Here is a 21213-nt window from a genome sequence, read left to right on the forward strand (position 1 = left end):
AAGCCGCCCGCGTGGTCGATCTCGCCATAATAAAGATAATCGGGAGACCCCCAATGGCCTTGGACATCATTGTTGTAATGATCTATACCGCCGGCATGCTCGGGCTTGGCTGGTATGGCATGCGGCGCGCAAAAACCCATGAAGACTACCTGGTAGCCGGGCGCAACCTCGGCCCGGTGCTGTACATGGGCACCATGGCCACCACCGTGCTCGGTGGCGCTTCCACCGTCGGCACCGTGCGCCTGGGCTACGTCCACGGCATCTCCGGCTTCTGGCTGTGCGCAGCCCTGGGCCTGGGCATCATCGCCATCAACCTGTTCCTGGCCAAACCGTTGCTGCGCCTGCGCATCTTCACCGTGACCCAGGTGCTTGAGCAACGCTACAACCCGACCGCACGCCAGGCCAGCGCCGTGATCATGCTGGCTTACGCGCTGATGATCGGCGTCACCTCGACACTGGCCATGGCCACCGTATTGCAGGTGCTGCTGGACCTGCCGTTCTGGGCTTCGCTGATGCTCGGCGGCGGTGTAGTGGTGCTGTACTCAACCATTGGCGGCATGTGGTCGCTGACCCTGACCGACATCGTCCAGTTCGTGATCAAGACCGTCGGCCTGATGTTCATCCTGCTGCCGGTATGCCTGTACAAGGCCGGTGGCTGGGACACCCTGGTGGCCAAATTGCCAGCCGCCAGCTTCCAGCTGACGACCATTGGCTGGGACACCATCATCACCTACTTCCTGATCTACTTCTTCGGCATCCTCATCGGCCAGGATATCTGGCAGCGGGTGTTCACCGCCCGTGATGAAAAGGTCTGCCAGCGTGCCGGTACCGTCGCCGGTGTGTACTGCGTGGTGTACGGCCTGGCCTGCGCTGCCATCGGCATGGCCGCCCATGTGCTGATGCCCGACCTGGCCAACCCGAATAACGCCTTTGCCGAGATGATCAAGAGCACCCTGCCCGATGGCATCCGTGGCCTGCTGATGGCCGCCGCCCTGGCAGCCATGATGTCCACCGCCAGTGCCGGCCTGCTGGCTGCCTCGACGACCGTGACCGAAGACCTGCTGCCCAAGCTGCGTGGCGGCAAGCAGTCGACCCTGGGCATGAGCCGCCTGTTTACCCTGCTCACCGGCCTGGTGGTGCTGGGCATCGCGTTGGTGGTGAACGATGTGATCAACGCCCTGACCCTGGCCTACAACCTGCTGGTCGGCGGCATGCTGATCCCGCTGATCGGGGCGATCTTCTGGAAGCGTGCCACCACCGCCGGCGCGATTGCCAGCATGTCGCTGGGCTTTGCCACCGCGCTGCTGTTCATGTTCAAGGACGGGCTGGAAGCCAACACGCCGATCTACTACAGCCTGGCGATCGGCTTGGTGAGCTTTGTAGTGGTTAGCTTGATGTCCCGCAGACCAGTTGGTGCGGTGAATCTGGCCTGATTAAACCAGGCTGCCTGTACTGGCAGACAACAAAAAGGCCGCAGCACCCACCAAGGTGCTGCGGCCTTTGTCTTGCTCTTCATTAGGATCAGCGACGACGCGGCTGGCGCTTGCGCTGCTCTTCATCAGTCGGGATCGGCACCGGCTGCAGGGGTGGTGGAATCAGCCCCAAGGCGACCGCCAGGTCATGGAGCCAGTTGGACAGTGGTTTATTCATAATGCCCCCTTGACGGGTCAGCCTCACGGCGAATCAATCCTGGGATGTTTCATACAGATCATAGCCTGATGTCCTGTATTACGCATGCCTATGCTCTTACAGATAAGGGCCATTTTGACGCGGATCAAGCCGTAGCGGCGCATTCCGACGACTGGTTAATCGTTTCGCTTTGTTGCAGGTCGATCCACGCCTGCAAATTCGCCCCACGCATACCCTGACGCCACATCAGCCAGGTGACCGCCTGATCGAACGGCGCCTGCAGCCGGTGCACCCTTACCTGGTTGCGCCCAGGCAGGCTGTCGAGCATCGACTGGGCCATCATCGCCACGCCGGCGCCGGCGATCACGCAGGCCAGCATGCTCTGGTACGACTCGATCTCCATGACCCGGCCCATGGGTGTGTGGGCATGGGCATACCAAGCCTCCAGGCGCATGCGGTACGAGCAGCCCTGGCGGAAGGTGAACACCGCCTTGCCCGCCACATCCTTGGCGGTGTGCACCGCCGGGTGCTCGGGGCTGGTGATCAGCACCAGTTGCTCCTCGCACAACGGCACGCCATCCAGCCCGGCCAGGCTCGGCGGGCCATCCACCAAGGCAGCATCCAACGTGTGGCCAAGCAGGCCTTCGAGCAGCTCGCCGCTGGGCGCTGCGCGCACCTGCAGGTTCACCGCCGGGTAGGCCTGGTGATAACGCGCAAGCAACGCCGGCAAATGAGTCGCCGCCGTGCTGTACATGGTCCCCAGTACGAAATCCCCGGCTGGCTGGCCGCCGCGCACGGCGGCCAGCGCCTCGTCGCGCAAGGCCGAAAGGCGGTTGGCATATTCCAGCAGCACCTTGCCCGCCGGCGACAGCTGCAGGCGCTGGCGCTCGCGCAGAAACAGCTCGACACCCAGTTGCTCCTCAAGCTGGCGCAGGCGCGTCGACAGGTTCGATGGCACACGGTGCAAGCGTTCGGCGGCACGGGTGACCGAGCCTTCTTCGGCCACGGCCTGGAAGATACGCAGCTGGCTGAATTCCACGACATTCTCCAAAACAGAACAACTTGATCATCATTATTCAATTTTATTGAAAATGAAACCGCCCTAACCTGCCAGTCATCGCTTACATCCGTGCAGGAGACCTGTCATGTCGCCACTCATCCAACTGCTGGCCAGCGCCGTGGCGCTGATGATGGCCATGGGCATCGGCCGTTTCGCCCTCACCCCACAACTGCCGCAACTGATCGCCGAAGGCCAGTTCGACCTGACGGTCGCCGGGCTGGTGGCGGCCGCCAACTACCTGGGCTACTTCATTGGCGCGGTGGACGCCATGTTCGCCCGTACACCCGGCCAGGTGCGCCTGCGCCTGCATGGCGGGCTATGGCTGTGCGTGCTGCTGACCCTGGCCTCATGGGCCGCCGACGGTTTCTGGGGCCACCTGTTGCTGCGCTTTGGCACCGGCGTGGCCAGTGCCTGGGTGCTGGTGATGATCACCAGCCTCAGCCAGCAGGTGGCCAACGCGCACAACCGCCAACGGCTGGGTGCCTTGGTGTTTGCAGGGCCCGGCCTGGGCATTGCCCTGACCGGCCTGTTGGCACTGGTGGCGCATATGCTGGGGCTGGGCTCCGCAGCACTGTGGCTGATCTATGCCGTGGCCGCGCTGGTGATGCTGCTGGCCGTGCGGCCTTGGCTGCCACGCGCGCTGCAAGCTGCACCCACCTCGTCGCCAGCGCAGCCGGGCCCGACTCGCAACGTCGGCATTGGCCGCCTGGGGCTGGTGTACGCGCTGTACGGCGTGGGTTACATCCTGCCGGCCACCTTCCTCTCGCAGATGGCCAACCAGCAGTTTCGTGGGCAGTGGATGGCCGACCTGTTCTGGCCGGCGTTTGGCCTTTCGGCAGCGCTGGGGGTGATGCTGGTGAGCCTGCGCCGTGGTGGCCGCACCTCGACCTGGCTCACCGCCACCTTGTGGTTGCAAGGGCTTGGCGTGCTGGCCTGCCTGATGGGCGGAGGGGTCGGGTTGGCGCTGGGTGTGGTGCTGTGTGGCGGGCCGTTCCTGGCCTGCATGCAACTGGTAATGCAGCGCTCGCGGGAGCTGGCACCGCATGCTACGCAGCGCAATGCCGGGCTGCTGACCGCGTGCTTTGCCCTGGGGCAGTTGAGCGGGCCGTTGCTGGCTGCGGTCAGCAGCCATTACAGCGGCGGGCTGCAGCCGGCGTTGATGCTGGCCGCGGTGGGTCTGGGGTTGGCGGGCGTGCTGGTGATGACCAGCGGGCGGAGTATTCAAGGTTGCCAGGCAGCAACCCGGGCAGCCTGATCAATTGATTTTGCCTGTACCTGCCCTATCGCCGGCAAGCCAGCTCCCACCGATATCCTTACCGCTTCAAGGCCTGCGGTACTCCTGTGGGAGCTGGCTTGCCGGCGATAGGGCCAGTGCAGGCAACCTTCAACCCACAAACTTGCGCAATTGCTGCTTCACCCAAGGCTCGGCACTCACCAGAACCACGCCCAGCAACACCAACAACGCGCCGATGACGAAATTGACGCTTAGCGGCTCGTCCAGCAGCAGTACCCCGAAGGTCACCCCAAACAGCGGGGTAATGAACGAAAACACCGCCAGGTTGGACGCCAGGTACTTGCGCAGCAACCAGAACCAGGTCAGGTAACTGATGAACGACACCACAATCCCCTGGAACAGCACGCTGCCCATCGCCAAGGGCGTCAGCGATACAGCGCCGATCTGCCCGCTAAGCAAGGCAATCAGCAACAGGCCGGCAAAACCCACCGCCAGCTGGTAGAACAAGGTCAAGGTAGCCGGTGCTTCCGACAGCCGCGAGCAGCGCACCACGACTGTGGTCGCGCCCCAGGCCAGCCCGGCGATCACGCCAAAGGCATCGCCCAGCAGCATGCTGCCATCCATCTCCTCGAACGACATGCCGCCAGCAAAGGCCATGGCAATGCCACCGAATGCCAACAGAATCCCCAACCACTGCAACAACCGCAGGCGCTCGCTGGGCAACCGGAAATGCAGACCCAACGCAGTGAACACCGGTGCGGTATAGAGGAACACCGACATGTGCGCCGCCGACGTCAACTTTAGGCCCTCGGCGATGAACAGGAATTCCACGCCAAACAGCCCGCCCGCGAGCAACCCGGCACGCCAGGTGCTGCCAACCTGTTCCCAGCCACCGCGCCAGCACAGCATCAGGGCCACCAGCACGGCGGCGATGCCATTGCGCAGCGCTGCCTGCATCACTGGCGCGATGTCGACGGCGGCGGTCTTGATCAGCACCTGCTGGCAACCCCAGATCAGGCACAGCCCCAGCATCACCTGAAAGGCAAAGGCGTCAGGGTTCTTGCGGACCGCACTCATAAGCGGGCCTGTAGGGTGATCGAAGGCATGGGCATAGGCTCGGCAGTATTCAGAAGCTACCGATTATCGGGTTTCCTTACCCGCTCTTGCCAGCCTCAAAACGACCTCAAGCGATCTGCGCCTTCGAAGACACCTGTTCGAAGGTGGCTTCATCCAGCGCATCCGCCTGCTCGTCCAGCACCTGGCGCGGGTGCTCAAAGCCCGGGATGCTGCTGTCGATCAGGCTCATCAGGCGTAACCCGCGCTCGGTCAGCACAAAGTTTTCGCCATTACCGCCCTCTTCTTCAGGCCGGCTTTCGATGAAGCCCCGCTCGAACAGCAGCTTTTCGTATTCGCAGGCATGGGTTTTCAGGTGGTCCAGGTCGCCCACCGGCTCACCCTTTGCGGCCTGGGCCGCGGCGTGCTGTTCGGCATAGGGGCGTGGCGTAAAGCTGTGACCGGCGCCGTTCTGCACCTCGTGCAGCAAACGTTCGATCAGGTCCCAGTCGTAGGCAATGCTCATGGTGATGGGCTCCAGCTGTGGACGGAAGGGGTACACAGGTTGGGACATGTCGCAGGGGGAGGTGTTCACAAAGATGAAGGCTGGGTGGAATGCCATGGTCTGAAGCCGCTGATGCGGCAATAGACAGAAACCATTTGCTGCATCGTCCCGTGTAGTTTATAAACTACATCCACTCGATGAAGAAAATCGAATCCAGCAGTTTCAGAAATTGGGTGACCGGACTCCGGGACATCAGCGCCAAAGCCCGAATCATTTCTCGGATCAACCGGTTGATGGAGGGTCTGCCTGGCGACGTATCTCCGGTTGGCCATGGTGTCAGTGAGCTCAGGATTCACTATGGGCCTGGCTACCGGGTGTACTTCCATCAGACGGGCAGCACATTCGTCATTCTGCTTTGTGGCGGCGACAAGAGCAGCCAACAGCGAGACATCAAGGCAGCCCACCAGATTCTGCGTTCGTGGAGGATGCAAAATGACTGAAACCTTCTCTGAATTCGACCCCGCCGAGTACCTCACTACGCCGGAAGCAATCGCGCAGTTCATGACCGATGCACTTGAGACCGGCGATGCCAGCTATGTCGCCAAAGCTGTTGGCGTGGTAGCGCGTGCAAAGGGCATGAGCGAACTGGCGAAAGAGACCGGGCTGTCCCGAGAGCAGCTTTACAGGTCATTCAGCGAACATGGTAACCCTACGCTCAAGTCGTTTCTCACCGTGATGAAGGCCTTGGGAATAGACATGACAGCGCGGCCTCACCTAGCCGGCTGATAACGTTCTGCGCCATCGGTCGTCGATGGTGAACTTGCTCGCTGCTGCAACCCTCCACTGCGCATAGCCACCGCTGGAGGTAGAAAGGATGAAACCGCTGCTGCCCATTACTTGCGCCATTGCCCTGTCCTGCGCCCTGCCCGCCTGGGCCTGCACACCGGAAGAAGCCACGCAGAAACGTGAAGAGCTGGCCGGTTTGGTTACCCAGTTGACCGAGCAGAACCCGCAGAAGGCCAAGGAGATCAATGAGGAGCTTCAGGGGATGGACCTGGAGACGGCGAGCAAGGACTTGCCCGACAAGTGTCAGCTGATAGACCAGCGAATCAAGGAACTGAAAACGGCGGAGAAGAAGGCTGAGTGATGGGTTATCAGCAATGGCCCTATCGCCGGCAAGCCAGCTCCCACAGGTATCCCGCTGAATTCAGCGTCTATGGAAACCCTGTGGGAGCTGGCTTGCCGGCGATAGGGCCTTGATAGCTACTTATTCAGCAGCAGGCTTGCGCTTTTTCAGCGGCGCCAGGCCGTCAGCGCTGGCCAGCGGTGCGTTGGCACGCGGTTTGGCAGTCGGCTTGCGCTTGGCGGCAGCTTTCTTGTCGCCGGTTTTTTTATCAACTTTCTTCTTCTTGGCCCCAACAGCCTTGCCCGAGGCCTTGACCTTCTTCGGCCCGCTGTAGGTGCCTTTCACTTCCTTGATGACACGGCGCTCGAACTGCTGCTTGAGGTAGCGTTCGATGCTCGACATCAGGTTCCAGTCGTTGTGGGTGATCAGCGAGATCGCCAGGCCTTCGCCACCGGCACGGCCGGTACGGCCCACGCGGTGCACGTACTCATCACCGCTGCGAGGCATGTCGAAGTTGATCACCAGGTCCAGGCCGTCGATGTCCAGGCCGCGAGCCGCCACGTCGGTAGCCACCAGCACCTTGGAGCTGCCTTGCTTGAAGCGCTCGATGGCCAGCTTGCGGTCCTTCTGGTCCTTCTCGCCGTGCAGCACGAAAGCCTTCACGTCCTTGGCCACCAGGTGACCGTAGATGCGGTCGGCCATGGCGCGGGTGTTGGTGAAGATGATCGCCTTGTCGAAGGTTTCGTTGGCCAGCAGCCACTGCGCGATGTGCTCTTTGTGCTGGTCGTGGTCGGCGGTGATGATCTGCTGGCGGGTGCCTTCGGCCAGCTGCGAGACGCTGTTGAGCATCAGGTGCTCAGGGTCTTTCAGCACCTTGCCGATGATGTCGCGCAGGGCAGCGCCACCGGTGGTGGCGGAGAACAGCAGGGTCTGCTCGCGGTTCTCGCACTCCTTGCACAGGCGCTCCATGTCTTCGGCAAAGCCCATGTCGAGCATGCGGTCGGCTTCGTCGAGGATCATCACCTGCACGTGGGACAGGTCAAGGTTGCCGGCGTTGAGCTGCTCAAGCAGGCGGCCCGGGGTGCCGATCAGCACGTCCGGTACCTTGCGCAGCATGGCTGCCTGTTCCTTGAAGTCTTCGCCGCCGGTCACCAGGCCGGCCTTGATATAGGTGAACTGCGAGAACAGCTCCACCTGCTTCAAGGTTTGCTGGGCCAGCTCGCGGGTCGGCAGCAGGATCAGCGCACGGATCTCGACGCGCCCGCCTTTCAGGTCAACCAGGCGGTTGAGCAGCGGCAGCACGAAGGCCGCCGTTTTGCCACTGCCGGTCTGCGCGGTTACACGCAGGTCGCGCCCTTGCAGGGCCAGGGGGATGGCCGCGGCCTGCACCGGGGTCGGCTCGACAAATTTAAGCTCGGCCACGGCTTTAAGCAGGCGTTCATGCAGGGCGAATTGGGAGAACACGGAGGTAACCTCAGGCAAGTGCGGGAAATTCAGTTGCATAGGGTAACGTTTTCTGCCGCCTTAGCCGAATTTCTTTTGGCAACTTTGTCGCCATCCGCGCTCTAATGGCACCTCGTTTCGCAACAAGACTGTACCCAAGCCCATGGATATACAACGAATCTGGCGTGACTCCCTCGACCTGTGGGGCACCCTCGACCAACACCCGATGCTGCACGCCGCCATTGGCCTGGCGGTGCTGCTGCTGATTTCCCTGGTACTCGGCCGCCTGGCGCGCTTCCTGATGCTGCACGGCGCGCGCCTGCTGGCCCGCCAACCGGCACTGAAGTGGCTGGACGACCTGCGCCACAACAAGGTGTTCCACCGCCTGGCGCAAACCACACCCTCACTGGTGCTGCAGTTCGGCCTGAAGCTGGTGCCGGAGTTGTCCGACACTGCCCAGCACTTCCTCGGCAATGTCGCCCTGGCCTTTACCCTGCTGTTCATGACCATGGCGCTGTCGTGCCTGCTGGATGCCCTGCTCGACATCTACGCCCGCACCGAACACGCCCGCACCCGCTCCATCAAGGGCTATGTGCAGCTGGCCAAGATGATGCTGTGGATCTTCGCTTCCATCGTCATCGTCGCCACCCTGATCGACCGCTCGCCGTTGTTGCTGCTGTCGGGCCTGGGTGCCATGTCGGCGGTGCTGCTGTTGGTGTACAAGGACACCCTGCTGTCGTTCGTCGCCAGCGTGCAGCTGACCAGCAACGACATGCTGCATGTGGGTGACTGGATCGAAATGCCCCAGGTGGGTGCCGATGGCGACGTGGTGGACATCACCCTGCACACGGTGAAGGTGCAGAACTTCGACAAGACCATTGTCTCCATCCCCACCTGGCGCCTGATGAGCGAGTCGTTCCGCAACTACCGCGGCATGCAGCAGTCCGGTGGCCGGCGGATCAAGCGCAGCCTGTTCATCGATGCGGCCGGGGTGCGCTTCCTGACCCGCGAAGAGGAGCAGCGCCTGAGCCAGGTGCAGCTGCTGGGCGACTACCTGGCCGGCAAGCGCCAGGAGCTGCAGAACTGGAACGAAGCGCTGGGGCCGGTGGCAGAGCTTTCAGCCAACCGCCGCAAGCTCACCAACATCGGCACCTTCCGCGCGTTTGCCCTGGCCTATCTGAAGAACCACCCCAACGTGCACCCGAACATGACCTGCATGGTGCGGCAGATGCAGACCACGGCCGAAGGCGTGCCGCTGGAGATCTACTGCTTTACCACTACCACGGTGTGGGCGGACTATGAGCGGATTCAGGGGGATATTTTCGATTATTTGCTGGCGGTGTTGCCGGAGTTCGGGTTGAGCCTGTATCAGCAGCCGAGTGGCAATGACATGCGGGTGGGGTTGAGTGGGCGTGTGGCGCAAGAGCCTGTGTCGCGTCGGCTGGAAGAGATGAGCGAGGCTTGAGATTGCCGGGGCTGCCTTGCAGCCCATTCGCAGCACAAGGCTGCTCCTACAGGAGATACGCGTTCCCTGTAGGAGCAGCCTTGTGCTGCGAATGGGGCGCAAAGCGCCCCCGAATCACCCCGCGTAACCCAACAGGTACAACAACCCGGTCAAGGTCACCAGCGACGCCACGGTCGACAACAGGATCGTCCGCGAAATCAGTCCCGCCTCGCGGTTGTAGTACTCCGCCAGCATGAACGGCCCGGTGCCGGTCGGCAGTGCCGCCAACAGCACCGCCGAAGCCGCCCACATGCTCGGCAGGCTGTACACCTTGTACGCCAGCACCCAGGTCAGCGCTGGCTGCCCCACCAGTTTCATGGCCACCAGCGGCCATGGGCTGGCCTGCGCGCCCGGGCGCTTTTCGGCCAGGAATGCACCCAGCGATATCAAGGCACACGGCGTGGTGGCCAACGCCAGCATGTCGAGAAAATGCAGCACCGGCTCGGCCAACCCCAAACCGCTCATGGCCCAGCCTGCCCCCACCAGCGGTGAAATCACCAGCGGGTTCTTCGCCAACGCCTTGCTCACCACCAGCATCGCCCGGCCGACCTGACGCTCTTCCTGCAGCCCGACCTCGATAAAGGTCAGCGATATGGCGAACACCAGGCACACCACGATCAACGACGAGATCAGCGCCGGCTGCAAGCCCGCCTGGCCGAACAGCAGCAGGCACAACGGAATACCGATGTAGCCGGTGTTGGCATACCCCGCACTGAGCCCGTCGATGCTCGCCGCCACCAGGCCATGGCCGCTGTACAGGCGCCACAGCAGCGTGACCACGAACATGGCCAGGGCGCCTGCGCCAAAGGCGACGATGAAGCCGGGGTGCCAGATTTCGCTCCAGGTGGCCGTGGCGGTCACCTTGAACAGCAATGCCGGCAGGCACAGCCAGACCACCATCTTGTTGATCTCGGCAGCGGCCTTGTCGCCCAGCTTGTTGGTCTTGCGGCACAGATAGCCGACCAGGATCAGGGCGAAGATCGGCGCAACAATGACGAAGATCGTGTGCATGTCAGGCCTTGTTGGCCAGCGGTGCCTGCGCGCGTGCGCCCAACCGGCTCAGCCACACCGACGCCAGGATGATCCCGCCGCCGATGAACAGCCGGCCCAGCGGCTCGTGCTGGTTCCAGATCAGCAGGTTCAACAGCAACCCCACCGGCACATGCAGGTTGTTCATGACCGCCAGCGTGCCGCCAGAAACCAGGCAGGCGCCCTTGTTCCACCAGTACAGGCCCAGCGCCGTCGGGCACAGGCCCAGGAACAGCAGCACCAGCCACTGCACATCAGTACTCGGCAGGTGCTGGGCATTGCCGAACAGCAGGAAGGCCGGCAGCACCACCAGCAAGGCGCCCAGGTAGAAGTAGCCAAAGCGGGCGTAGTGCGGCAGGTCACTGGGGTGGCGTGCGACCAGGTGGCGGTACAGCACCTGGCCGGCGGCATAGGTGAAGTTGGCGAGTTGCAGCAGCAGGAAGCCGATGAAGAACTCGCCGCTGATGCTGTCGAAGCGGATCACCGCAGCACCGCCTACGGCCACCAGCGCAGCCAGCAGCGCCCATGGGTTGAAACGCCGGTTCATGGCGTCTTCGATCAGCGTCACGTGCAGCGGCGTGAGGATGGTGAACAGCAGCACCTCTGGCACGGTAAGAACGCGAAAGCTCAGGTACAGGCAGACGTAGGTGATGCCGTATTGCAGGGCACCGATCAACAGCATCGAACGCATGAAGCGCGGTTCGACCTGGCGCCAGCGGGTCAACGGCAGGAACACCAGGCCCGCCAGCAGCACCCGTGCGAGCACGGCGAAGTAGCTGTCGACGTGCCCGGCCAGGTACTCGCCGATCAGGCTGAAGGAAAACGCCTGGATCAGCGCGACGATTATCAGGTAGCCCATGGTTGCCTCTCATGAATCAAGGCCGCGACCTTAGCGGGTTGCGGTAAATGAGTTCAACCATGAGGAATGTAGGGGCTGTGCCGGCCTCTTCGCGGGTGAACCCGCTCCCACAGGGATATCAGAGCACCTGAGACCTGTGATTTACCTGTGGGAGCGGGTTTACCCGCGAAGAGGCCCGCACAGGCAACCAGCAAATTCGAGGCAAAAAAAGCCCGGCGCTGATGGCCGGGCAGGTACACCCAAAGGAGCAAAAACAGGTGTCAGGGTTGGGAATTCAGTAAACCTCAGGCCACCGCCGCCAGTTTGGCCTTGGCCTGGTTGACGCCTTTCTCGTGGAACTCGCCGCTCATGTTCAGGCCTTCGGCATGGATGAAGTACACGTCATGAATGCCGATGAAAGCCATCACCTGGCGCAGGTACGGTTCCTGATGGTCGCTGGTGGCGCCGGCATGGATACCGCCGCGAGCAGTCAGCACGACAGCGCGCTTGCCGGTCAGCAGGCCCTGCGGGCCAGTGGGGGTGTACTTGAAGGTGATGCCGGCACGCAGCACGTGGTCCAGCCAGGCCTTGAGGGTGCTGGGGATGGTGAAGTTGTACATCGGCGCAGCCATCACCAGCACGTCGGCAGCCAGCAATTCATCAGTTAATTCGTTGGAACGGGCCAGGGCATCCAGTTCCGCTGCGCTGCGCTGTTCTTCGGGCTTCATCCAGCCACCCAGCAGGTTGGCGTCCAGGTGCGGTACCGGGTTCACGGCCAGGTCGCGCACAGTAATCTGATCGGCCGGGTGAGCGGCCTGCCATTGCTGGATGAAATCACGGGTCAGCTGACGGGAAACGGAATCCTGCTGGCGGGCGCTGCTTTCGATGATCAGTACGCGGGACATGGGGTGCCTCCATCGGCAAAAAGGGTGCGATTCGATGGAGGTGAGATTAAGGCTTGACCTATCGATAAAAAAGCGTAAAAAGTGGGTTCAATCAATCGATTAATCAGTTTTATTCCGCACTGCAGTTCAAGGCGATCCGCAATTTGATGATCTGCCGATTGAATTTGGCAGTGACATCGACGCTTTTACCGGCCGGAACGTTCACCCGGCGTACCCGCGGTGCTTCCGGGCCGTTGCGGAAGGTTACCTTGCACGCCGCCGGTACTTGCCCATAGTTGTTGAGGGTAATGGCGCCAATGTCGTAGGCCGTGTCATAGGCGGTGTAGTCGAGCTTGACCCCGGTCAGCTCCTTCTCCACATCGATGGGATAAGCCATGGCCCCGAGGGGCAGGCACATCAGTATTGCCGCACAACATTTCTTCATGGGCCGCTCTCCTTGAAAGAGCGCAGCTTAGGACAACAGGAGCGAAAGATGAAAGCGCCGCGCGTAACCCTTGACCAGTGGCGAACCCTGCAAGCAGTGGTCGATCACGGCGGGTTTGCCCAGGCCGCCGAGGCACTGCACCGGTCGCAGTCCTCGGTCAGCTACACCGTGGCCCGCATGCAGGAACAACTGGGCGTGCCACTGCTGCGCATCGACGGCCGCAAGGCGGTGCTCACCGAGGCCGGCAACGTGCTGCTGCGCCGCTCGCGCCACCTGGTCAAGCAGGCCAGCCAGCTCGAAGACCTTGCCCACCACATGGAGCAAGGCTGGGAGGCCGAGGTGCGCCTGGTGGTCGATGCCGCCTACCCCAGTGCCCGCCTGGTACGTGCCCTGGCCGCGTTCATGCCGCAAAGCCGCGGCTGCCGGGTGCGCCTGCGTGAAGAAGTGCTGTCTGGCGTAGAAGAAGTGATGCACGAAGGCATCGCCGACCTGGCCATCAGCAGCTACAGCATTGGCGGCTACCTGGGCGCCGAACTGAGCGCGGTGGAGTTCGTCGCCGTCGCCCACCCTGAACACAGCCTGCACCGCCTGGGCCGGGAACTCACCTTCCAGGACCTGGAAAGCCAGTTGCAGGTGGTCATCCGCGACTCCGGCCGCGCGCAGCCACGCGACGTCGGCTGGCTGGGCGCCGAACAGCGCTGGACCGTCGGCAGCCTGGGCACCGCCGCCACCTTTGTCAGCAGTGGCCTGGGCTTTGCCTGGCTGCCCCGGCACATGATCGAGCGCGAGCTGACTGAGGGCGTACTCAAACCGCTGCTGCTGGATCAGGGTGGCAGCCGCCACCCACTGTTCTACCTTTATTCGAGCAAAGAGAAGACCCTGGGCCCGGCCACGCAGATTCTCATCGACCTGCTGCGCAACTTCGACACCGCGCCACTGGACGTGCCCTTCGCAGCCCCCCCGCAAGCCTGAGAGGACCGCGCCCATGGCCTATTTCGAACACGAAGGATGCGCACTGCATTACGAGGAATATGGCCAGGGCGAACCCTTGGTGTTGCTGCACGGCCTGGGCTCCAGCTGCCAGGACTGGGAGTTGCAGGTGCCGGTGCTCAGCCGTCATTACCGGGTGATCGTCATGGACATACGCGGCCACGGCCGCTCCGACAAGCCCCGCGACGGCTACCAGATCGCCACCTTCAGTGCCGACCTGCTGGCCCTGCTCGAACACCTGCACACAGGCCCCGTGCACTTCGTCGGCCTGTCCATGGGTGGCATGGTCGGTTTTCAGTTCGCGGTCGACCACCCGCAGTGGTTGCGCAGCCTGTGCATCGTCAACAGCGCCCCCGAGGTCAAGCGCCGCACCCGCAGTGACTGGCTCTGGTGGCTCAAGCGCTGGGGCCTGGCGCGCCTGCTCAGCGTCGAAACCGTCGGCAAGGGCCTGGCCGAGCGCCTGTTCCCCAAGCCCCATCAAGCAGACCTGCGGCAGAAGATGGCCCAGCGTTGGGCACGCAATGACAAACGCGCCTACCTCAAGAGCTTCGACGCCATCGTCGACTGGGGCGTGCAGGAACGCATCGGGCAGGTCCACTGTCCAACTCTGGTGATCGCCGCCGACCACGATTACACCCCGATACAACTAAAAGAGCGTTACGTGGCCCTGATGCCCAACGCCACGCTGGCCGTCGTCGACGATTCCCGGCACGCTACGCCCCTCGATCAACCCGAGGTCTTCAATCAGACCCTGCTGCAGTTCCTCGCAACCGCTTCCACCTCTCAAGGATCTTTGAGCCCATGCTGAAAAAACTCCTGCTCACCGCCTGCTCGGTCGCCTTCGCCACCAGCGTCATGGCCTCCGACAAGACCCCGCACGTCCTGCTCGACACCAGCTTCGGCCAGGTCGAAATCGAGCTGAACGCCGAGAAGGCGCCGATCAGTACCAAGAACTTCCTCGAGTACGTCGACAGCGGCTTCTACAACAACACCATCTTCCACCGCGTGATCCCGGGCTTCATGGTCCAGGGCGGCGGCTTTACCGACCAGATGGCGCAGAAGAACACCAAAGACCCGATCAAGAACGAGGCCAGCAATGGCCTGTTGAACACCCGCGGCACCTTGTCGATGGCACGCACCTCGGACCCGAACTCCGCCACCAGCCAGTTCTTCATCAACGTGGCCGACAACGACTTCCTCAACCCGGGGCGTGACCGTGGCTACGCCGTGTTCGGCAAAGTGACCAAGGGCATGGAGGTGGTCGACCAGATCGTCAACTCGCCAACCACCATCAAAAAAGGCATGCGCGATGTACCGGCCGACCCGGTCTACATCAAGTCGGCCAAACGCATCGACTGACCGCAGGCTTCACAAGGACGTGAAACCGCCTGAGGGTCGGGTTGAACAGGAGTGTTGTCACCCATGCTGTACCGCCGTTTCGAACAACTGATCGATATTTTTCGCGAAGCGCCCAGCGAGTCACCGCCGTCCACGGTGTGGCCGTTCTACCTGTATTACCTGCGCCAGGTGTGGCCAAGCTTCCTCGCCCTGCTAGTGGTCGGCCTGTTCGCCTCGCTGATCGAGGTGGCGATGTTCAGCTACCTCAGCCGCATCATCGACCTGGCCCAGGGCACGCCAAACGCAAACTTCTTCAGCGAGCACAGCGGTGAACTGATCTGGATGCTGGTGGTGATCCTGCTGCTGCGGCCGTTGTTCTTCGGCCTGCACGACCTGCTGGTGCACCAGACCATCAACCCCGGCATGACCAGCCTGATCCGCTGGCAAAACCACACCTATGTGCTCAAGCAGAGCCTGAACTTCTTCCAGAGCGACTTCGCCGGGCGCATCGCCCAGCGCATCATGCAGACCGGCAACTCGCTGCGTGATTCTGCCGTGCAGGCGGTGGACGCGCTGTGGCACGTGCTGATCTACGCCATCACCTCGCTGGTGCTGTTCGCCGAGGCCGACTGGCGCCTGATGCTGCCGCTGCTGGTCTGGATCGCCGGCTACATCGCCGCGCTGTTCTACTTCGTGCCGCGGGTCAAGGAGCGCTCGGTGGTCTCATCCGACGCCCGCTCCAAGCTGATGGGGCGTATCGTCGATGGCTACACCAACATCGCCACGCTGAAGCTGTTCGCCCATACCGACTACGAGCAGCAGTACGCGCGTGAAGCGATCCGCGAGCAAACCGAGAAAACCCAGCTGGCCTCGCGGGTGATCACCAGCATGGATGTGGTCATCACCACCCTCAACGGCCTGCTGGTGGTCGCCACCACGGGCCTGGCGCTGTGGCTGTGGAGCCAGTCAATGATCACCGTTGGCGCCATCGCCCTGGCCACCGGCCTGGTGATCCGCATCGTCAACATGTCGGGCTGGATCATGTGGGTGGTCAACGGCATCTTCGAGAACATCGGCATGGTCCAGGACGGCCTGCAGACCATCGCCCAACCGGTTACCGTCACCGACCAGCCCAACGCGCCAGCGCTCAAGGTCAGCCGCGGCGCGGTGCATTTCGATGATGTCGACTTCCACTATGGCAAGGCTGCCAATGTGATCGAAGGGCTCGACCTGAACATTCGCCCGGGCGAAAAAATCGGCCTGATCGGCCCGTCCGGGGCGGGCAAGTCGACCTTGGTCAACCTGCTGCTGCGCCTGTATGACGTGCAGGGCGGGCGTATCCTCATCGATGGCCAGGACATTGCCAAAGTCAGCCAGGCCAGCCTGCGCGCACAGATCGGCATGATCACCCAGGACACCTCGTTGCTGCACCGCTCGATCCGCGACAACCTGCTGTATGGCCGCCCCGACGCCAGCGAGGCCGAGTTGCACGAGGCGGTTCGTCGCGCCCGCGCCGACGAGTTTATCCCGCAGTTGTCGGACGCCCAGGGGCGCACCGGTTTCGATGCCCATGTGGGCGAGCGCGGGGTCAAGTTGTCGGGCGGCCAACGCCAGCGCATCGCCATTGCCCGGGTGCTGTTGAAGAATGCGCCGATCCTGATCATGGACGAAGCCACGTCAGCGCTGGACTCGGAGGTAGAGGCAGCCATCCAGGAAAGCCTGGAGACGCTGATGCAGGGCAAGACCGTGATTGCCATTGCCCATCGGCTGTCGACCATCGCGCGGATGGACCGGCTGGTGGTGCTGGACAAGGGCCGGATTGTCGAGAGCGGCAGCCATGCCGAGTTGCTGGAGCAGCAAGGGCTGTATGCCCGGTTGTGGCATCACCAGACCGGGGGCTTTGTCGGGGTCGACTGACGCCTGCACCGGCCTCTTCGCGGGCTCGCCCGCTCCCACAGGTTCACCACAGGCCATCAGATCTGTGCAATACCTGTGGGAGCGGGCAAGCCCGCGAAGAGGCCGGTACAGGCAACACAAAATGCTCAGTCCCGACGGTAGGGCAACATCCCCCTGGCCTCCTCGGCATACCCCTTGACCCCTTCTCGCTCCTGCAGCAGAAAATCCTCCACCGCCCGCCGCAACCCTGGGTGCAGCAGGTAATGCCAGGACCGCGTCAACACCGGTTCAAACCCGCGTATCAGCTTGTGCTCGCCCTGCGCCCCGGCATCGAAACGCTGGTAACCCTCGGCAATGGCAAAGTCCATGCCCTGGTAGAAACACGTTTCGAAATGCAGCCGGTCAAACTCATCCAGGCACCCCCAGTAACGGCCAAACAGGCTGTCGCCCCCCACCAGGCTCAAGGCCATCGCCACATCACGCCCACCCTGGCGGGCCATCACCACCCGCAGCGCCTCGGGCATACGCTCGGCCAGCAGGCTGAAAAACTCGCGGGTCAGGTAAGGCGCGCGTCGGCGCACCGCATAGGTGTTGGCATAACATTGAAAGACGAAATCCCACTGTGCCTCGTCCAGTTCATCACCGCGGTACCAACGGAATTCGATGCCCTGCCCCGCCACCTGCTCACGCTCCTTGCGCATCTGTTTGCGCTTGCGCGAGCTCAGGCTGTCGAGAAAATCCTGGAAGTCGCGATAGCCCCGGTTTTGCCAGTGAAACTGGCAACCCAGGCGCTCCATCCACCCGGGCAGGCCGGCCAACTGCGCGTCCAGCGCCGGGTCGGTGAAGTTGATGTGGGCACTGGAAAGGCCGCCCTTGCCCAGGTACTCCGGCAGGGCCTGCAGCATCAACAAACCGTCGGCCGGATCGGCCGCCAGCAGGCGTGGGCCGCTGACCGGGCTGAACGGCACAGCGCCGAGCAGCTTGGGGTAGTAGGCGATACCAGCCCGTTCACAAGCATCGGCCCAGCCATGATCGAACACATACTCGCCAAACGAGTGCCACTTGCGGTACGCCGGCAACAGCGCCCGCACCTGCCCGTCACGCTCCAGCACCAGGTGCTCGGCGGCCCAGCCGGTGTTGCGCTGCACGCTGCCGCTGTCTTCCATGGCGCTGAGGAAGGCATGGCGCAGGAACGGTTGGCCCGCCGGCACCAGGGCATCCCAGGTGGCCGCCGGAAGATCACGCAGATGGGCAAGGCTATACAGGCTGGTCACGGTTTCGGCTCGCTGTCTGAAGGCGTTCAGTATCCCCAAGGAACGCCCGGCACTCAAATGACGAACGCCGTGCTGATCCTTTTATTCTCAATTACTTAACAACAGTGCCACTAATTAGACATTAATCTGTCATTGGCCCCCGCAATACTTGCGCCTGTTTTCCGGAACCCCAGAACCTGTCTATTCAGGCCCTTTCCGAAGACATGCCAACGCAGGGGCAGGCGCTTGAGCCTCCCCCATTTTTTTTCAGTAGGGAGAACCTTATGCGTCTTGTTTCTACACTTACCGGAGTGAGCCTCACCGGCATGATGCTGGCTCTGAGCGCCCCGGCCAGTGCTGCTGTCGACGCCAAGCTGCTCGAAATGCTCCGCGCCAATGGCTCGATCAACCAGGCGCAGTACAGCGAACTGCAAGGCGACCTGGCAAAAGAAACCAAGGAAAAGGCCGACCAGAAAGCTCAGTCCGAACGTATGAGCTCCTTTGAACAAAAAGTGGCATGGGCCGCCAAGACCCAGATCAAGGGTGACGTGCGCCTGCGTTACGAAGACGTCAACGTCGACAATCCGATCTCCCGCAGTGGCAACCAGGACCGTGAGCGCGTGCGTGCCCGTGTCGGTTTCTATAGCGAGATCAACCCGCAGGTCGACGCCGGTGTACGTGTGGCCACCGGCAGCAGCGCCGATGCTCGCTCGACCAACCAGAGCCTGGACAACTACTTCGAGAAGAAATCGCTGTGGGTCGACCTGGCCTACCTCGACTGGCACCCGACTGCCGTGCCAAACCTGCACCTGATCGGCGGCAAGATGATGCAGCCCTGGGTGAGCATGGGCGACATCATCTGGGACAGCGACATCAACCCGGAAGGTGTGGCGGCCACCTACAAGACCAACCTCGGCCCGGCTGAAGTGTTCGGCAGCATCGGCCACTACAACCTGAAGGACAACGTCGACGGCGACGGCGTGCAGTACAAGCACGACGCACAGCTGTATGCGGCCCAGTTGGGTACCAAGTTCAATGCGGCTGACACCGTCAAGGTCACCATTGGCGGCAGCATCTACGGCTACGACAACGACAAGGCCTCGGCTGCCCTGGCTTCGCTGGGCAACACCACCAACGAGTTCCAGCTGGTGGAAGGTTTCGGCCAGGTCGACTTTACTGGCTTCGCCATCCCGCTGTCGGCTTACGGCCAGTTCGTCAAGAACACCGAAAGCACCGACGGCAAGGACAAGGCCTGGCTGGCCGGCCTGAAAAGCAAGATCGGCGCCTGGAGCCTGGACTACAACTACCGCGACGTGCAGCGTAACGGTGTAGTCAGCCTGTTCACCGACTCCGACTTCGGTAACGGCTTCACCGGTTCCCGTGGCCACAAGTTCAAGGTGGGTTACGAAATCGACAAGAACTTCGCCCTGGGCGCGGCCTACATGATGGCCAAGACCGATTATTCCAACCTGCCGAACAGCGATGCTGACGTAGACACCCTGCAGGTGGACCTGGAAGCCAAGTTCTAAGCGACACCCTCCTCTGCTTCACTCTGAAGCGGGAAATGCCGACCCCATCCGGCGTTTCCCGCTTTTTTTTGCCTGTGACATTGCAAGGGGCTGCTTTGCAGCCCATTCGCAGCACAAGGCTGCTCCTACAGGGGGACGCGATCCCTTGTAGGAGCAGCCTTGTGCTGCGAATGGGCCGCAAAGCGGCCCCGGCTATCTCGGATCAGACCAGGCAATCAGCGCTTGCGCAGAATCACGCTACCAATCGAATACCCCGCACCAAACGAGCTCAACACACCCAGCGAGCCCTTGGCCAGGTCATCCTGGTACAGGTGGAAGGCAATCACCGACCCCGCCGAACTGGTGTTGCCATAACGGTCGAGAATCACCGGTGCATCTTCCTCGGCCACTTCACGCCCCAGCAGCTTCTTGACGATCAGGTGGTTCATGCTGAGGTTGGCCTGGTGCAGCCAGAAGCGCTTCACATCGCTCGGCTGCAGGCCGTTTTCCTGCAGGTGCTCACCGATCAGCTCGGCCACTTTCGGGCACACCTCGCGGAACACCTTGCGGCCTTCCTGGATGAACAATTTGTCTGCCGCACCTTCGCCTTCTTCCGCCGCACGGTTGAGGAAGCCGAAGTTGTTGCGGATGTTGTTGGAGAACTCGGTCCACAACTTGCTGCTGACGATCTCGAACTGGTGCGCCGAGGTGGCCTGGTCGGCACGCTCGATCAGCACCGCGGTGGCGGCATCACCGAAAATGAAATGGCTGTCACGGTCACGGAAGTTCAGGTGGCCGGTGCACACCTCCGGGTTGACCATCAGCACCGCGCGCGCCTGGCCCAGGGCCACGCTGTTGGCGGCGGTCTGGATGCCGAAGGTGGCCGACGAGCAGGCTACGTTCATGTCGAAGGCAAAGCCCTGGATGCCCAGCGCCTGTTGTACTTCGATGGCAATGGCCGGGTATGGGCGCTGCAAGTTGGAGCAGGCGACGATCACCCCGTCGACATCGGCAGCCGTGCGGCCGGCGCGCTCCAGGGCCTGGCGAGCGGCGGCCACGGCCATTTCGCAGAGCACCGACGGTTCGTCGTTGGAACGCTCTGGCAGGCATGGCTTCATGCGCTGCGGGTCGAGAATGCCGGCCTTGTCCATGACGAAGCGGCTCTTGATGCCCGAGGCCTTTTCGATGAATGCCGCGTCAGACACCGGCGCCGCTTCGACCTCACCGCGCTCGATGGCGGCGGCGTTGTCCTGGTTGAACTGCTGCGACCAGGCGTTGAAAGAGGCCACCAGTTCTTCGTTGGAAATGCTCTGGGCCGGGGTGTACAGGCCGGTGCCGCTGATCACGACGTTATGCACGGTCGTTCCTCTGGTCAAAGGCCATCGCCACGGGGCGCTGGCTGGGAATATGACAGGATAATGGCACTTTAGTGCCAATTTAAGGGCGAGGGCTGCGCCCTCGTTCGCGGGTAAACCCGC

At 62.4% G+C, this 21213-nt stretch carries 22 protein-coding genes; 11 read left to right on the plus strand and 11 right to left on the minus strand.

The features are described from left to right. Nucleotides 1-53: 53 nt before the first annotated feature. Nucleotides 54-1433: a sodium:solute symporter gene (locus AK81_RS19740; RefSeq protein WP_043201650.1), complete on the plus strand. Its 1380-nt coding sequence runs from the start codon at nt 54-56 to the stop codon at nt 1431-1433. 88 nt (nt 1434-1521) lie between these two features. On the opposite strand, the gene AK81_RS30625 is transcribed toward AK81_RS19740, so the two are convergent. Further along, nucleotides 1522-1650, minus strand: a complete 129-nt coding sequence (locus AK81_RS30625) for a PA1414 family protein (protein WP_009683677.1) — start codon at nt 1648-1650, stop codon at nt 1522-1524. Between the two features lie 124 nt (nt 1651-1774). Then, nucleotides 1775-2668, minus strand: coding sequence for a putrescine utilization regulator PtrR (ptrR, locus tag AK81_RS19745; RefSeq protein ID WP_043201651.1), 894 nt, complete (start codon nt 2666-2668; stop codon nt 1775-1777). A 106-nt stretch (nt 2669-2774) separates the two neighbouring features. Between ptrR and AK81_RS19750 the strand changes: the two genes are divergently transcribed. Then, complete coding sequence (locus AK81_RS19750; RefSeq protein WP_043201652.1) at nt 2775-3944, plus strand: MFS transporter; 1170 nt, start codon at nt 2775-2777, stop codon at nt 3942-3944. A gap of 129 nt (nt 3945-4073) precedes the next feature. Here AK81_RS19750 and AK81_RS19755 read toward each other — a convergent pair whose 3' ends face one another. Together AK81_RS19755 and AK81_RS19760 are read right to left on the minus strand one after the other, a co-directional pair. Further along, entirely contained in the window at nt 4074-5000 is a 927-nt protein-coding gene (locus AK81_RS19755) for a DMT family transporter (RefSeq protein ID WP_043201653.1), read from the minus strand. Nucleotides 5001-5106: 106 nt separating this feature from the next. Then, nucleotides 5107-5502 carry a hypothetical protein gene (locus AK81_RS19760; protein WP_043201654.1) on the minus strand — a complete coding sequence of 132 codons (396 nt, stop codon included), beginning with the start codon at nt 5500-5502 and terminating at the stop codon, nt 5107-5109. A gap of 176 nt (nt 5503-5678) precedes the next feature. On the opposite strand from AK81_RS19760, the gene AK81_RS19765 reads away from it, so the two are divergent. From AK81_RS19765 to AK81_RS19775, 3 genes are all read left to right on the plus strand, one after another. Next, nucleotides 5679-5981 carry a type II toxin-antitoxin system RelE/ParE family toxin gene (locus tag AK81_RS19765; RefSeq protein WP_043201656.1) on the plus strand — a complete coding sequence of 101 codons (303 nt, stop codon included), beginning with the start codon at nt 5679-5681 and terminating at the stop codon, nt 5979-5981. Beyond that, nucleotides 5974-6267: an addiction module antidote protein gene (locus tag AK81_RS19770; protein WP_043201657.1), complete on the plus strand. Its 294-nt coding sequence runs from the start codon at nt 5974-5976 to the stop codon at nt 6265-6267. The genes AK81_RS19765 and AK81_RS19770 overlap by 8 nt, the downstream gene beginning before the upstream one ends. 88 nt (nt 6268-6355) lie before the next feature. Beyond that, nucleotides 6356-6628, plus strand: a complete 273-nt coding sequence (locus AK81_RS19775; RefSeq protein ID WP_043201658.1) for a hypothetical protein — start codon at nt 6356-6358, stop codon at nt 6626-6628. A gap of 120 nt (nt 6629-6748) precedes the next feature. On the opposite strand, the gene AK81_RS19780 is transcribed toward AK81_RS19775, so the two are convergent. Beyond that, nucleotides 6749-8110, minus strand: a complete 1362-nt coding sequence (locus AK81_RS19780; protein ID WP_043201659.1) for a DEAD/DEAH box helicase — start codon at nt 8108-8110, stop codon at nt 6749-6751. A gap of 103 nt (nt 8111-8213) precedes the next feature. Here AK81_RS19780 and AK81_RS19785 point away from each other — a divergent pair, with 103 nt between their 5' ends. Next, complete coding sequence (locus tag AK81_RS19785) at nt 8214-9515, plus strand: mechanosensitive ion channel family protein (protein ID WP_043201660.1); 1302 nt, start codon at nt 8214-8216, stop codon at nt 9513-9515. Between the two features lie 114 nt (nt 9516-9629). On the opposite strand, the gene AK81_RS19790 is transcribed toward AK81_RS19785, so the two are convergent. The 4 genes from AK81_RS19790 to AK81_RS19805 all read right to left on the minus strand — a co-directional run bounded on the left by AK81_RS19790 (nt 9630) and on the right by AK81_RS19805 (nt 12750). Continuing rightward, nucleotides 9630-10565, minus strand: a complete 936-nt coding sequence (locus tag AK81_RS19790; RefSeq protein WP_043201662.1) for an AEC family transporter — start codon at nt 10563-10565, stop codon at nt 9630-9632. 1 nt (nt 10566) lies between these two features. Next, nucleotides 10567-11442: a carboxylate/amino acid/amine transporter gene (locus AK81_RS19795; protein WP_043201663.1), complete on the minus strand. Its 876-nt coding sequence runs from the start codon at nt 11440-11442 to the stop codon at nt 10567-10569. Between the two features lie 284 nt (nt 11443-11726). After that, nucleotides 11727-12326: an FMN-dependent NADH-azoreductase gene (locus AK81_RS19800; protein WP_043201664.1), complete on the minus strand. Its 600-nt coding sequence runs from the start codon at nt 12324-12326 to the stop codon at nt 11727-11729. 109 nt (nt 12327-12435) lie between these two features. Further along, entirely contained in the window at nt 12436-12750 is a 315-nt protein-coding gene (locus AK81_RS19805; protein WP_012051530.1) for a hypothetical protein, read from the minus strand. Nucleotides 12751-12798: 48 nt separating this feature from the next. Between AK81_RS19805 and AK81_RS19810 the strand changes: the two genes are divergently transcribed. The 4 genes from AK81_RS19810 (at nt 12799) to AK81_RS19825 (ending at nt 16995) form a co-directional block, all read left to right on the plus strand. Further along, the gene (locus AK81_RS19810) at nt 12799-13722 is read left to right on the plus strand and encodes a LysR family transcriptional regulator (protein WP_043201665.1); all 924 of its coding nucleotides are present in this window, start codon (nt 12799-12801) and stop codon (nt 13720-13722) included. Nucleotides 13723-13735: 13 nt separating this feature from the next. Then, complete coding sequence (locus AK81_RS19815) at nt 13736-14548, plus strand: alpha/beta fold hydrolase (RefSeq protein WP_043201668.1); 813 nt, start codon at nt 13736-13738, stop codon at nt 14546-14548. Next, nucleotides 14542-15099: a peptidylprolyl isomerase gene (locus AK81_RS19820; protein ID WP_043201669.1), complete on the plus strand. Its 558-nt coding sequence runs from the start codon at nt 14542-14544 to the stop codon at nt 15097-15099. Before AK81_RS19815 ends, AK81_RS19820 begins: the two co-directional genes overlap by 7 nt. Nucleotides 15100-15162: 63 nt before the next feature. Beyond that, the gene (locus AK81_RS19825) at nt 15163-16995 is read left to right on the plus strand and encodes an ABC transporter ATP-binding protein (protein ID WP_043201670.1); all 1833 of its coding nucleotides are present in this window, start codon (nt 15163-15165) and stop codon (nt 16993-16995) included. A gap of 125 nt (nt 16996-17120) precedes the next feature. Here the strand turns inward: AK81_RS19825 and AK81_RS19830 are convergent, their stop codons facing one another. Next, on the minus strand, nt 17121-18248 hold the full coding sequence (locus AK81_RS19830) for a GNAT family N-acetyltransferase (RefSeq protein WP_043201704.1): 1128 nt from the start codon (nt 18246-18248) through the stop codon (nt 17121-17123). Nucleotides 18249-18511: 263 nt separating this feature from the next. Here AK81_RS19830 and AK81_RS19835 point away from each other — a divergent pair, with 263 nt between their 5' ends. Further along, nucleotides 18512-19756: a putative porin gene (locus AK81_RS19835; RefSeq protein WP_043201671.1), complete on the plus strand. Its 1245-nt coding sequence runs from the start codon at nt 18512-18514 to the stop codon at nt 19754-19756. Between the two features lie 215 nt (nt 19757-19971). On the opposite strand, the gene AK81_RS19840 is transcribed toward AK81_RS19835, so the two are convergent. After that, the gene (locus tag AK81_RS19840; RefSeq protein WP_043201672.1) at nt 19972-21093 is read right to left on the minus strand and encodes a beta-ketoacyl-ACP synthase III; all 1122 of its coding nucleotides are present in this window, start codon (nt 21091-21093) and stop codon (nt 19972-19974) included. Nucleotides 21094-21213 lie beyond the last annotated feature (120 nt).

It is taken from the genome of Pseudomonas putida W15Oct28, assembly GCF_000708715.2.
Classification (GTDB): domain Bacteria; phylum Pseudomonadota; class Gammaproteobacteria; order Pseudomonadales; family Pseudomonadaceae; genus Aquipseudomonas; species Aquipseudomonas putida_R.

Coding starts and splice junctions, on each gene's coding strand:
- AK81_RS19740 (WP_043201650.1), top strand. CDS start 54: ATGGCCTTGGACATCATTGTTGTAATGATCTATACCGCCGGCATGCTC.
- AK81_RS30625 (WP_009683677.1), bottom strand. CDS start 1,650: ATGAATAAACCACTGTCCAACTGGCTCCATGACCTGGCGGTCGCCTTG.
- AK81_RS19750 (WP_043201652.1), top strand. CDS start 2,775: ATGTCGCCACTCATCCAACTGCTGGCCAGCGCCGTGGCGCTGATGATG.
- AK81_RS19755 (WP_043201653.1), bottom strand. CDS start 5,000: ATGAGTGCGGTCCGCAAGAACCCTGACGCCTTTGCCTTTCAGGTGATG.
- AK81_RS19760 (WP_043201654.1), bottom strand. CDS start 5,502: ATGAGCATTGCCTACGACTGGGACCTGATCGAACGTTTGCTGCACGAG.
- AK81_RS19765 (WP_043201656.1), top strand. CDS start 5,679: ATGAAGAAAATCGAATCCAGCAGTTTCAGAAATTGGGTGACCGGACTC.
- AK81_RS19770 (WP_043201657.1), top strand. CDS start 5,974: ATGACTGAAACCTTCTCTGAATTCGACCCCGCCGAGTACCTCACTACG.
- AK81_RS19775 (WP_043201658.1), top strand. CDS start 6,356: ATGAAACCGCTGCTGCCCATTACTTGCGCCATTGCCCTGTCCTGCGCC.
- AK81_RS19780 (WP_043201659.1), bottom strand. CDS start 8,110: ATGCAACTGAATTTCCCGCACTTGCCTGAGGTTACCTCCGTGTTCTCC.
- AK81_RS19785 (WP_043201660.1), top strand. CDS start 8,214: ATGGATATACAACGAATCTGGCGTGACTCCCTCGACCTGTGGGGCACC.
- AK81_RS19790 (WP_043201662.1), bottom strand. CDS start 10,565: ATGCACACGATCTTCGTCATTGTTGCGCCGATCTTCGCCCTGATCCTG.
- AK81_RS19795 (WP_043201663.1), bottom strand. CDS start 11,442: ATGGGCTACCTGATAATCGTCGCGCTGATCCAGGCGTTTTCCTTCAGC.
- AK81_RS19800 (WP_043201664.1), bottom strand. CDS start 12,326: ATGTCCCGCGTACTGATCATCGAAAGCAGCGCCCGCCAGCAGGATTCC.
- AK81_RS19805 (WP_012051530.1), bottom strand. CDS start 12,750: ATGAAGAAATGTTGTGCGGCAATACTGATGTGCCTGCCCCTCGGGGCC.
- AK81_RS19810 (WP_043201665.1), top strand. CDS start 12,799: ATGAAAGCGCCGCGCGTAACCCTTGACCAGTGGCGAACCCTGCAAGCA.
- AK81_RS19815 (WP_043201668.1), top strand. CDS start 13,736: ATGGCCTATTTCGAACACGAAGGATGCGCACTGCATTACGAGGAATAT.
- AK81_RS19820 (WP_043201669.1), top strand. CDS start 14,542: ATGCTGAAAAAACTCCTGCTCACCGCCTGCTCGGTCGCCTTCGCCACC.
- AK81_RS19825 (WP_043201670.1), top strand. CDS start 15,163: ATGCTGTACCGCCGTTTCGAACAACTGATCGATATTTTTCGCGAAGCG.
- AK81_RS19835 (WP_043201671.1), top strand. CDS start 18,512: ATGCGTCTTGTTTCTACACTTACCGGAGTGAGCCTCACCGGCATGATG.